Genomic DNA, 11,749 nt, shown 5'->3' with positions numbered 1-11,749 from the left:
GATAAAGGGAGGGTCGTTTGACTTCTTGGCGCGGGCCAAGATATCGTCAATTTCAACAGTAGGGTAATGCCCCACTTCCAGGGCCACACCCTGATGGCTTTTGGCCAGGTTGTCTAACTTTTTGCGGGGAACGCGCTGCACGGAGATTTTGGCCTGTCCGGCCAGGTCAACAATTTCGTTGACTATAACCGACGTCTCAATATTTTCGGCCAACATTACTTTGTGAATATAACGACGCCGCGCGCGAAGGCACTCGCGGGCGGCGTTACGTCCATAGAGAATTTCTCTCATCTAGCTTATTTTCCACACTGTTCCATCCGGTCTGTCTTCCAGAATAACCCCAATCTCGGCCAATTGATTCCGGATTGCATCACTGGTGGCATAGTCTTTGTTTTGGCGGGCCGTTGCGCGCAGGTTAACCAGGATGCGAATGAGGTCTTCTTCCAGGCCGGGGGCGCCGCCTGCCCCGCCAATGTCGTTGGGGATGAGGCCCAGAATGTCGCCGCCAAGCGTACGATAGGTATTGTCAATGGCGGCCAGGATGCCGCCGGAAACAGGCTGGCCGCTGTTGAGCAGCGTATTGACCGTTTTGTTGAAGTCAAACAGGGCCGCCAGGGCTTGGGGGGTATTAAGGTCGTTGTCCATGGCCTCGATAAAGCGAGTTTGGTATTGGGCCATTGTGGCCAAAAACTCAGGGTCGGCAGCGGTGGTTAGATCGGCTTTGGCCAATTGCTGCCGCACCAAACTCACCGCGCCCAACAAACGCTCGTAACCTCTGGCGGCGCTTTGCAGGGCGTCGTCGGTAAAATCGGTGTTTTGGCGGTAATGGCTGCTTAACACAAAAAAGCGCACGGCCAGCGGCGGATAACCCTGCGACAGTCGGTCGTGCTCGCCGGTAATGACCTGTTGGATGGTGATAGCGTTGCCCAGGCTTTTGCCCATTTTGCTGCCGTCCACTGTGACCATGTTGTTGAGGATCCAGTAACGGGCGAATTCCTGGCCATAGGCGGCTTCGGCTTGAGCGATTTCGCTTTCGTTGTGGGGGAAAATATTTTCCAGGCCGCCGCCGTGGATGTCAAAAGGCAGGCCCAGGTATTTGCGGGCCATGGCCGTACATTCGGCGTGCCAGCCGGGAAAACCCTGGCCCCAGGGGCCGCGCCACTGCATCAGGTGTTCGGCGGTGGCTGCTCGCCATACGGCAAAGTCGCGAGGGTCGCGTTTATCGGTAGAAACGTCCAGGCGCGCTCCTTCGGCCAGCTCGTCTATTTTGCGGCGAGAAAGTTTGCCATACGCCGGCCAGTCGGCCACCGAAAAGTAAACGTTGCCCTTGCTCTCGTAAGCGTACCCTTTGTCAATTAAGCATTGCGCCAGCTCAATTTGTTCCGGAATGTGGCCGGTGGCCCGCGGCGAGATGTCGGGCCGAATGATATTCAATAAATCCATATCCCGGAAGTAATGGCGGGTGTAGCGCTCAACCAATTCCATTGGCTCCAGCCGGTCCCGGCGAGCGCCTTTGGCGATGCGGTCTTCGCCTGTATCCAAAAGGTGCCCCACGTCGGTCAGGTTTTGCACGTAGCGCACTTTGTAGCCCAAATATTCCAGATAACGATGCAGCACGTCAAAGGTAATGTAAACTTTGGCGTGGCCAATGTGGGAATCGCCATAAACCGTTGGGCCGCACACGTAAATGCCCACAAAGCCCGGTTGGAGCGGTTGAAATTCTTCAATTTGTCGGCTCAAGTAGTTATAAACTTGCAAAGTCATTTTTTATCTTTCTATCCGGGCAAAGATCATGCGGCCGGCGCTGGTTTGCAAAACTTTGGTCACGCCCACCTCCATCTCTCGATCAATATATGGCCGGCCGTTTTCAATCACAATCATGGTGCCGTCGCTGAGATAGGCCACGCCCTGGTCCCGCTCTTTGCCTTCTTGAATGATTTTAACGGTAATGGTTTCGCCGGGCAGAATAACGGTTTTGATGGCGTTGGCCAATTCATTGATGTTCAATACTGTTACGCCTTGTAAGCGGGCCACGCTATTAAGGTTAAAATCGTTGGTGATGATGGGACAGCTCAACTGTTTGGCCAGCATAATCAATTTGTCGTCGGCGTTTTGCACGTTTTCCACATCAAGGTCGGTGATTTTGACCGGGGCCAAAGATTCTTCTTGCAGTCGCCCCAGCAGGTCCAGGCCCCGGCGCCCGCGATTGCGGCGTAGGGGGTCTGAGGAATCGGCGATGTGCTGCAACTCATTGAGAATAAAACCGGGCACTAACATGGTGCTGCGAATAAAGCCGGTGCGGCTAATATCGGCAATGCGGCCATCTATGATCACGCTGGTGTCCAGTAGAACCACGTCTCTGGGGGGACGGCCGGGGTCCAAAAAAGAAGTGCCCAGGGTCAGGCGCGGGCCTAGCAGTCCGGAGATGTCTTGCCGGCGCATCACCATCACTGCCGCGCCAATGTATCCCAAAACCACACTGACGGCTATGGGTAAAATGTTGCCGTAGGGTGGGGGCAGAGCGGATAATGATGGATAAAACAAAGCGGCTACGGCCAGGCCAATCACCAAACCAATAACGCCAGAAATAAGTTGGGTGGCCGGCATTTTTTTTAATCTGGCCTTAAGCATATTAAAGGGCCGGGTGGTCAGGTAGGGCGCAATCAGCAAGCCCAGCGCCGCGCCGGCCAGGGTTAAGGCCGTAATCAGCCGGAGCGACTCTTCCGCGTTACTGGGCCGGAACAGAGCTACCGAGCGCGCGCCGATCAGGGCAAAAACCACCATGCCCACTAAACGAAAGACAAATTCAACGCTCATAACATCCTTAAACTAAAAAAAGCGACTGCACCTAAAGCACACTCGCCCTTTGACTATAAAACGATGGCAGTAATGACTACTCAGCGTATCTGGCAAATAAAATTTGCTTTTTCGCTTATCGAAATCCGGCCTGGGGGGATCTAATAAAATTGGTTGAAATCACTCAAAATCGTTCAAGGATAATGATTGATAATGAGACGGCCTCTTCAGTAGTATATTGACAATAACCTGCCCCGTTCGTATCAATAATGCCACAAAGATGATAAATAAGTGCTTTAAGGAATTACAGGATAAGGGCCTTGACAAGAATATGTTAAATTATTTCGCCGGTTATGTTAGCACGAAGCGCGCAAATTGTCAAAGAATTCATTAAATCAGCGCATTTTCCAGGGCTTCGCTTACGGAGCGGGCCTGGATCAGGGCCAGGGGCGGCGTTTTAAGATGCTTTAATTGGCCGGAGGCGGGCAGTAAACAACGTTTGAAGCCAAGCTTGGCCGCTTCTTTGAGCCGGGTTTCCAGATGGCCCACGGCCCGCAACTCGCCGGAAAGCCCCACCTCGCCCACCAGGGCCAGATCGGCGGCTACCGGCCGGTTGCGAAAGCTGGAGGCAATGGCCGCAGCCACCGCCAGGTCGGAGGCCGGTTCGTCAATTTGCAAACCGCCGATCACGTTAACAAAAACATCCTGGTCGGCCAGACGCACGCCCACCCGTTTGGCCAGCACGGCCACAATGAGCAGGAGGCGGTTGAAGTCAACGCCGTTGGCGGTGCGCCGGGGATTGCCAAAACTGGTGGTGCTGGCCAGGGCCTGGACCTCAACCAGCAAAGGCCGCGTGCCCTCCAGGGTGACCGCAATGGCCGAACCGCTGGCATTGGGCAGACGCTCGGCCAAAAAGGCTTCGCTGGGATTGGACACTTCATTTAAGCCTTCGTCGCTCATTTCAAAGATGCCAATTTCGTTGGTGGCCCCAAATCTGTTTTTAACACTCCGTAATAGCCGGTAGGCGTGAAAACGCTCGCCTTCCAGGTAAAGCACTGTGTCAACAATATGCTCCAATACACGCGGCCCGGCAATCGCCCCGGTTTTGGTCACGTGTCCAATCAAAAAAACCGGAATGTTTTTACTTTTGGCCACCTCTTGAAACCGCGCCGCGCACTCTCGTACCTGGCTCACCGAACCGGGCGCGGATTGGAGTTCGTCCATATAAGTGGTCTGAATGGAGTCAACAATCAGAAAGCCCGGCGACATTTGCTGGATGTGCTCCAGAATAGCCGTCATGTTGGTTTCGGTGAGGATGAAAAGATTATCCCCCGGAATGTTGAGCCGGTTGGCCCGCAACTTGATTTGTTGGGCGCTTTCCTCGCCGGATATGTAAAGCACCTGCCCGGCTGCGGCCAAGCCCGCCGATATTTGCAGCAGGAGGGTACTTTTGCCAATGCCGGGATCGCCGCCAATCAGGGTCAAGGCGCCGGGCACCAGCCCCCCGCCTAACACCCGGTTGAATTCGTCCATGGGTAGCAAGGTGCGCTGATAACTGTCGGCGGCAATTTCAACCAGAGCCTGGGGCGTATTGCGACCCACCAGGGCTTGCCGCGCCGCCGGGGAAACACTACCCGGTTTGGCGGTTTCAATGATGGTTTCAACCAGCGTATTCCACTCGCCGCAATCGGGGCAGCGCCCCATCCATTTGGGTTGGGCGCTGCCACACTCTTGGCACACGTAACGAACTTTTGTTTTAGCCATAGTGACAGAATTATAGCAGGGTTTGAAACGCCGGGAAAGTTTGGCGGCTCTATTGCCATTGGCGAATGACGACGAAGGACGAACGACCAACGACGAAGGACGAAGGACGAAATTTGGTCATTCGTCGCTTTTGGTCATTGGTCTTGCTTAAAATCCCGCCTCGTCTTCCAGGGCAATGGCCCGCACCGGCGAACCGTCACCGCCGGCGATCTTGAGCGGCAAGGCAATAAAATAAACCACTTCCTGCTGCAACTGGCGCAAATTAGCCAGGCTTTCCACAATCACCACTTCGGCCCGCAGTAAAATTTGATGCACCTCAATCAATTCGGCCTTGTTTTCCGGGCGCAGGGAGGCTACGGAAGGCGTTTCCAGACCCAACAAGACAATTTGTCTGTCTACCAACCAGCGAGCCAATCCTGCGGAAATGCGGGGCATATCGGTTCGGTAATCGTCCTGGTTGGCGTGTTGGTCCCAATCCGTCCGTAACAACAGCCGGGCGTCTGGCCCGATTCTGCAGGCATAAGGGGCCAAATCTTCAACCGTAATAAAGCTATTGGCCGTTTTGGCCGAGAGGTCAATCACCAGGGCCGGGCCGATACATTTGCTCAGATCAAGGTGGGCCATAGTCCGTCCCCTATCCACAAAATGGAGGGGCGCATCCATGTGGGTGCCGGCGTGGCTATAGAGTTGTAAGTTGTTGGTATTGAGCTTGTCTTTGGCAAAAGTGCGAACCGGCTCTATAACAACCCCCCGCATATTTGGCTGAAAAGTTAGGCTTAAATCAACAATCCGTTGGGGCATTACATCCTCCTCATTCTCAATGCTTTCCATGCCTCTATTACTTCAAATTGTACCACCTTTACTGAAGGATGAGTATTTTTAATAACCTGGCTTCGCCTCTTACTCACTTTGATGCTATAATAAGCCTCTTTTTGCAGGAAGGAGAACCAGATGAAGCGCGTCCTTATCATCATCTTTTTGGTTATGATTATTTTTAGCTTGGTCGCTTGCCAGAGCACCGACCAGTCCGCGGCAGCCGCGGAAACTGTCCCCACCGAGTTGCCGCCGTCAACGGCTACCCTAATCTCTCCCGCCCCAACGCTCACTCCTATTCCCACACAAATCTCGCCTACCGACACCTCCACCCCTATCCCGCCGCCCACCGTTACCCCTACGCCTGCCCCGCCCACCCCCACCCCGCACATTTACATTGTGCAGGCGGGCGATACCCTGTTTGACCTGGCCCAGACCTTTGACACCACTGTTGAAGACTTGGTGATTGCCAACGGCATCAGGGACAAGAATTTTATCCGCACCGGCCAGGAGTTGATGATTGTTTCCTCCAAAATAGCCGAGGTGGCCATGGCCGATACCCCCACCCCTACTGTTGCGCCTGCGCCAGCCGAGACCGCCGTGGCTACTAAACCGCCGTCCGTTCAGGCCAGGACAATGACTGAAACCGCCACTGCCGAAGCCGCTGTCGGCGAAAATCCAAAACCGGCGCCATCTCCCCCCACCCCCATTGTTTCCAGTGGCCCGCCTCCACCAACTGTCGCCCACCCGGACAATATCAACCCCCTCACCGGCCTGCCTGTTGACAACCCGGAGGTCCTCCGTCACCGCCCCCTGATGGTGCGCATTGGCAACGACCCTGGTGCCCGGCCCCAGGTAGCCCTGAACGAGGCGGATGTGGTTTATGAAGAAATTACCGAGTGGTGGGTCACCCGCTTTACCGCCATCTATCTGGGCGCCACGCCCGACACCGTGGCCCCTATTCGCTCGGTGCGCCTCATCAATGTGCAACTGGTGCCTCAATACCAGGGCGCGCTGGCTCACTCTGGTGGTTCCGATGCCGTGCGCTGGGAAGTCTCCCAGGCCCCCATCGCCAACCTGGATGAATATTACAACCCCACGCCCTACTTCTATCGCCCCAACGAAGGCTGGCAAACCCGCCTGGCTATTGATGCCCAAGCCGCCCGCGACTATATGGCGGCCAAAGGCCTGGACGCGCCGGTGGTTTTGCAGGGCTTTTTCTTTAGCGACACCCCGGAACAGGGCGAGCCGGGCGAAAACATCTATATCGCCTACCCCCGCGTTACCAGCGCCACCGAGTGGCATTACGACCCGGCCAGTGGCCAATATCTACGCTGGATTAGCGGCCAGCCCCTTTACGACTTCAACGGTGGCCAGGTATCCGCCGATAACGTGATTATCTACTTTGCCGAACACCAGCCCACCAACATTGTGGAAGACGTTAACGGGGCCACTTCCATCCGCATCATCATGAACGGGCGTGGTCCGGCCTGGTTCTTCCGCGAAGGCAAACTCAACAAAGGTTATTGGCAAACCGATGGCACGCGCACGCCCTACTTTGCCTACGAGGACGGCAGCTCTTATCATCTTAAACCGGGTCGCACTTGGGTTGAAGTGGCGCCCCTCACCTACACCATCGGCCTCAACAGCGCCGATGAGGCCAGTTCAAAATAAATGACGACCAACCCTGAGTGGCTTGAACTCTCATCCCCCCCCGTCCCGGCCGCAAAAAAACAGCCCCGGGATAGCGCGCCTACCTGCCCCACCTGCGGCTGGCCGGTGACAGGCAAGACCAAAACCTGCCCGCATTGTGGGCACTCTCTTAACCGGGGTCCGGCCACTAACCTGCTGGCCGAGTTGGCGCTTGAACTGCCACTCCACCTCATTGAAATAGCCCCTGCCCCGCCTCGCTGGTTTGATGAAGAAACCACACCCGACCCGCCCGCTCTCTACCATCTCCGCTTGCAAGCCGAACGTTTGCAAACCACCACCGGCTTTGACCGCCTGATTTGCCTGGACGACATCAACGTTGACCATTACCGGCATCAACTGGAAGCCGCCCTGCGCGCTCTGCGCGATATGGGCGGGCAGGCCCTGCTGGCCGATGAAGTGGGCCTGGGCAAAACCATTGAAGCCGGGATTATAATGAAGGAACTCATTGAGCGGGGCCTGGCCCACAGCATCCTCATCCTCACCCCGGCCTCGCTCACCTGGCAGTGGCGTGAGGAAATGGAGACCAAGTTCTTTGAAGATTTTACCGTGCTGGAAAATCGTCGCCAACTGCCCAACTCCCTCCCCGACAACGCTCCTTGCCGCTGGATTGTGTCCCTGGATCGGGCCAAAACCACTGCCTGGTCCAAACGCCTCCTAACCCGCGAGTACGACCTGCTCATTGTGGATGAGGCCCACAAACTGAAAAATCATCGCACGCGGGCCTACCAGTTTGTCAACCAAATCCGCAAACGCTACGTGCTTATGCTCACTGCCACCCCCGTTCACAACGACCTGCTGGAACTCTACAACCTCATTACCATTCTGCGGCCCGGTCACCTGGGCACACGCCGGGCCTTTCAGCAGAATTTTCGCCTGGCCCCGCCCTCGTCCCACCGCACCGTTATCGCCGGGCCTGCTCACCCAACCGGACTTGAGACAGAGCGGTGTCTCCAATATTTGAACCTGAACCGGACCGACCGCCAAGCTTACCGGCAAGACCAATCCGCCGGCCAATGGATTTTGGCCCACACGGATAACCCGGCCGACTTTGACCACCTCAAGAGCCTGGATGGACGCGGACGGCAGGCTGTGAAACAGGTCAAACGTTTGCTGGCCCGCGGCTACGAAATCACCGACTTTGCGGCCGTCAGCCATAAATCCGGCTGGCGTGTCCGCACTCATTTTGTCTGCCACCTGCGGTTGGGGTCTGACCGGCGTAAATCCGCCCCCCGCCACCCGGCGGCTCTGCGCAACCTATTGCAAGAAGTCATGATCCGCAACCGGCGCAGTAGCGTGGGCGTGCGCTTTCCCCCGCGCCAGGCGGCTGTTTATGCCCTCCCTCTCACCCCGCCCGAACGCGAGCTATACGACGGCGTAACCGCCTACATCCGCCGGCAACTCCTCCAACCCGCTCCCGCCGCCGGCTCGCCGCAAAAATTGACCGGCGTCCAGCGGATGACCCTGATGACGCTGCAAAAAGAGTTGTGTTCCAGCCCCCAGGCCGCTGCCCAAACCTTAAAAAAAATGGTTGACCGGCAAGCCGACCCCCAACTCATTGAATATCTGGTTCTGGCCTGGGGCATCACCCGCAGCCGCAAAATCGAAGCCGTGCTTTCTATTTTGGCCCAATATCCCGGCCGGTTTCTTATTTTCACCGACTACCTGCCCTCGCTGCACGCCCTGCGCCGCGCTTTGGACGAGGCCGGATATGAAACCGTTGTCTTTCACGGCGGCATGTCGGCCCAGGAACGGGTTGAGGCTGTGCGCCAATTCCGCCAATCCGTGCGGGTGATGATCAGCACCCGCTCCGGCGGCGAGGGCCACAACCTGCAATTCTGCCACCAGTTGATCAATTACGACCTGCCCTGGAACCCCATGCGCATCGAACAGCGGGTGGGGCGGCTCCACCGCCTGGGCCAACGGGAAACGGTCAGCATCTTCAATCTTGCGGCCAATGATACCATTGAGGCGTACATTCTGAACCTGCTGGCTCACAAAATCCGCATGTTTGAGCTGGTCATCGGCGAACTGGACCTGATCTTGGGTGAACTGGACGACCGGGGCGGTTTTGAGGGGTATCTTGAGGACGCTTGGGCCAGCAGCCAGTCTGAGGAAGAATTGCAGCAACTGCTGGCCGAGTTGGAGAAAATTTTGGATAAAGCCCAGGCCACGTACCAACAAATCCGCGCCGCCTCCGACGAACTCTCGGATTTACTGGACGCCTTTGACGAGGTGTTTGGCTGATGCATCCTTTACTGCCTACAGCCTGACCGGAGTTGAGCCATGTCTGCCATGCGGTCTTTTGCCGAAACATTCTTCTCGCACTTTGGGGCGCAGCTTCAGCATCAGGATGGCGAGCTGGTGGTAGACTTACCCCCTCACCTGGCCGATGCCTTTGGCAAACCCCGGCTCTATTTGGTTTTCCCCACCGGCGATGGCACCATGCGCGAATTATCGCCTACTGAAGACCTGCTGGTTTACGGCAGCCGGGTGTTTGACCGGATGCTGGCCCTGCTGGCCGGCCGCGGCGAAGTGGCCCAATTACAACTGCCCAGCCGCGTTGACTTTAAGCCGGGGGATGTGGCTGACCTGCCCCTGCCGCTCCACCACTGCCGTTTGCTTGACCGGCACGTCGAACTGCTCTCCCAACCCGTTTACCTTTTTAATTTCCGGGCCATTTATCGTTCCACCGAAAAGCAGGAGGAACTGGTGACCATTGCCCTGGATAGCAACGGCCTCCCCCGTCCCGACTTGCTTGACTTCTTGACCGGCAGCAACGATTACCTGCCTCCTGATCAGCCCCGGCCGGTTGACCCCGGCCATCTGCAAGAGTTGGTTGCGCAAGCCGGTGAAGCGGCCCGCCAACACGCCGCCACCCGCGCCGCGGCCATAGAAGAAGCCGGCCGGCCCGGTCTGGAAAAAGCATTGCTCCGGCTGACCGCCTACTATCGCCGTTTGCAAAACGAGGTCCACCCCACCGACCCCGCCCAAGCCGAAGCCATCAAGGCCGACTTGCAGCGCGACCTGGCCCAAAAGATAGCCGATGAAGTGGAACGCCATCGCCTGCGGATAACGCTCCGGCCTATCAGTTATGCCCTGGGGTTAATGCCGGTAGCCCATTACCGCCTGACCCTGGCCACCCGCCATACCCGCCAAACCGTAACCTTTGCCCAAAATCTGCACACCGGCCAGGTGGAGAACCTGACCTGCCATCACTGCCGGCGGCCCCTGGACCAACTGGCCCTCTGCGACCGGCAACACACGGTTCATCCCGATTGTCTGGAAACTTGCGGGCATTGCCGGCGAGATATTTGCCGGGCGTGCGGCATCCAGCCCTGCGCTATGTGTGGTAGCCTGGTTTGTGTGGATTGCGTAGCCCGTTGCCACTACTGCCAGCATTGGCTGTGCGCCACCCATATTAAAACCTGCGCCATTTGCGGCGCGCCGTACTGCCCTGAGCATAGCTCTTGCTGTGATTGGTGCGGGCAAACCTATTGTCATCGTTGTTTGGCCAAAAAAACGTGCCAAACCTGCCATGCGGCCATGGCCGGGGAGACCATCACCCCGCCTGAACAGGCTAGCCTTTTGTCGGAGCATTATCAGTGGCAGTCGGCCAGGAACAATGAGTATACCATTTACTTCGGCCAACCCCCCGGGCCTGGAGTGGCCTGGCGGAGCCGGTGGGTAATAGTGGTCAACCAGGCGGGCCAGGTGGTCTACCGGCAAAAAGTGGGAGCCTGGCGCTGGTTTTGGGCCAGGTCAAGGTAAACGCTTCAGCCTCTCCGGCCAGGCCGCCTGTGGTCAGCTATCTGGTTGCCAGGCCCAGTGATGCCTTTTGACCGGGTCCTGTTTATTGGACGCGATCTCGTCCGTCCAAAAATCTGTATCCGGCAGGCCCGGCACGCGGGCCTCTACCTGATGAAACACGTAGCGGGTACGCAGGCCGGGATAAGAGGGCGAGTCGGTGATCTTTTTGGTTTGTTGGTAGGTGGACTCCAGAATTGTTACGTTTGCCCGGTCCACTCCCAGTTCTTCCGCCAAACAGCGCCGGGCGGCCTCGGCGTAGGTTTCGGCGGGCTTCATTTTGTCGGCGGGGGGTTGCCGGCGCAAGCGGCGGCGGCCGTCATCAAATTCCTGCTCAATTTCTAGCAGCACTCGCCCCTTCCGCCGAATGATGACCTGAACCACCGAGACCAGCCGGAGCAGCGGTTTGGTTTGGAGGCGCGCCTCGCCCGCAGCAATTTCTTGCCACAGGTCGGCCACACTTTTGGCATGATCCCGGCCCCACAAAGTAAGGTCCAGGCCGCCGGCCAGGAGCAGTTCTTTTAGCTGGGTCTGTTTCATCAGGCTCTTTCATCCTTGATGCGGATGTGTCCAGAATTTTAGTCAATCTGCAATCTGAACACTCCAGAAGAAATTTGGGCGGATAACTCTCGCGCTCCCCCGGTCTATCCTTAAATTTCGGATAGACCCCCAGGGTGGTTTAAAATCTGGCAACTGCATACAGAAATATGTCTGTAGGATCGTCCACTGATACGACGCCAATAAAAAAGCTCCGTTGACGGGGAGCTTTTTTGTTCTTTTATTATCCTATAAAACTTCAGCCTATGGCTGAGCGACTCGATTAGGTTCGACGGTTCCGGCGTGAGTGGATTAGACTCCT

9 protein-coding genes are annotated in these 11,749 nt (G+C 56.8%); 3 read left to right on the top strand and 6 right to left on the bottom strand.

Going from position 1 to position 11,749, the window contains the following annotated elements; genetic code table 11:
• The 5 genes from JW953_02345 to JW953_02325 form a co-directional block, all read right to left on the bottom strand.
• The coding region (locus JW953_02345; GenBank protein ID MBN1991515.1) for a 23S rRNA (guanosine(2251)-2'-O)-methyltransferase RlmB at window positions 1-291 on the bottom strand (291 nt) is incomplete at its 3' end.
• A complete protein-coding gene (locus tag JW953_02340; GenBank protein MBN1991514.1) occupies window positions 292-1,764 on the bottom strand; it encodes a cysteine--tRNA ligase in 1,473 nt (490 codons plus the stop codon).
• Window positions 1,765-1,767: 3 nt separating this feature from the next.
• The gene (locus JW953_02335; GenBank protein ID MBN1991513.1) at window positions 1,768-2,817 is read right to left on the bottom strand and encodes a TRAM domain-containing protein; all 1,050 of its coding nucleotides are present in this window, start codon (window positions 2,815-2,817) and stop codon (window positions 1,768-1,770) included.
• A gap of 369 nt (window positions 2,818-3,186) precedes the next feature.
• On the bottom strand, window positions 3,187-4,560 hold the full coding sequence (radA, locus tag JW953_02330) for a DNA repair protein RadA (protein MBN1991512.1): 1,374 nt from the start codon (window positions 4,558-4,560) through the stop codon (window positions 3,187-3,189).
• 147 nt (window positions 4,561-4,707) lie between these two features.
• Window positions 4,708-5,361 carry a cyclase family protein gene (locus JW953_02325; protein ID MBN1991511.1) on the bottom strand — a complete coding sequence of 218 codons (654 nt, stop codon included), beginning with the start codon at window positions 5,359-5,361 and terminating at the stop codon, window positions 4,708-4,710.
• Between the two features lie 150 nt (window positions 5,362-5,511).
• On the opposite strand from JW953_02325, the gene JW953_02320 reads away from it, so the two are divergent.
• The 3 genes from JW953_02320 to JW953_02310 are packed head-to-tail and all read left to right on the top strand — an operon-like array spanning window position 5,512 to window position 10,854.
• Window positions 5,512-7,047: a DUF3048 domain-containing protein gene (locus JW953_02320; GenBank protein ID MBN1991510.1), complete on the top strand. Its 1,536-nt coding sequence runs from the start codon at window positions 5,512-5,514 to the stop codon at window positions 7,045-7,047.
• Complete coding sequence (locus tag JW953_02315; protein ID MBN1991509.1) at window positions 7,048-9,330, top strand: DEAD/DEAH box helicase family protein; 2,283 nt, start codon at window positions 7,048-7,050, stop codon at window positions 9,328-9,330.
• Window positions 9,331-9,369: 39 nt separating this feature from the next.
• The gene (locus tag JW953_02310) at window positions 9,370-10,854 is read left to right on the top strand and encodes a hypothetical protein (GenBank protein MBN1991508.1); all 1,485 of its coding nucleotides are present in this window, start codon (window positions 9,370-9,372) and stop codon (window positions 10,852-10,854) included.
• Window positions 10,855-10,887: 33 nt separating this feature from the next.
• Here the strand turns inward: JW953_02310 and JW953_02305 are convergent, their stop codons facing one another.
• Window positions 10,888-11,430 (bottom strand): NUDIX hydrolase, encoded by a 543-nt coding sequence (locus JW953_02305; protein ID MBN1991507.1) that lies wholly within the window; start codon window positions 11,428-11,430, stop codon window positions 10,888-10,890.
• Between the last annotated feature and the right edge of the window lie 319 nt (window positions 11,431-11,749).

The organism is Anaerolineae bacterium, assembly GCA_016931895.1.
Lineage (GTDB): Bacteria > Chloroflexota > Anaerolineae > 4572-78 > J111 > JAFGNV01.
This window is presented reverse-complemented; position numbering and strand designations above follow the sequence as displayed.

Coding starts and splice junctions, on each gene's coding strand:
- JW953_02340 (MBN1991514.1), bottom strand. CDS start 1,764: ATGACTTTGCAAGTTTATAACTACTTGAGCCGACAAATTGAAGAATTT.
- JW953_02335 (MBN1991513.1), bottom strand. CDS start 2,817: ATGAGCGTTGAATTTGTCTTTCGTTTAGTGGGCATGGTGGTTTTTGCC.
- radA (MBN1991512.1), bottom strand. CDS start 4,560: ATGGCTAAAACAAAAGTTCGTTACGTGTGCCAAGAGTGTGGCAGCGCC.
- JW953_02325 (MBN1991511.1), bottom strand. CDS start 5,361: ATGCCCCAACGGATTGTTGATTTAAGCCTAACTTTTCAGCCAAATATG.
- JW953_02320 (MBN1991510.1), top strand. CDS start 5,512: ATGAAGCGCGTCCTTATCATCATCTTTTTGGTTATGATTATTTTTAGC.
- JW953_02315 (MBN1991509.1), top strand. CDS start 7,048: ATGACGACCAACCCTGAGTGGCTTGAACTCTCATCCCCCCCCGTCCCG.
- JW953_02310 (MBN1991508.1), top strand. CDS start 9,370: ATGTCTGCCATGCGGTCTTTTGCCGAAACATTCTTCTCGCACTTTGGG.
- JW953_02305 (MBN1991507.1), bottom strand. CDS start 11,430: ATGAAACAGACCCAGCTAAAAGAACTGCTCCTGGCCGGCGGCCTGGAC.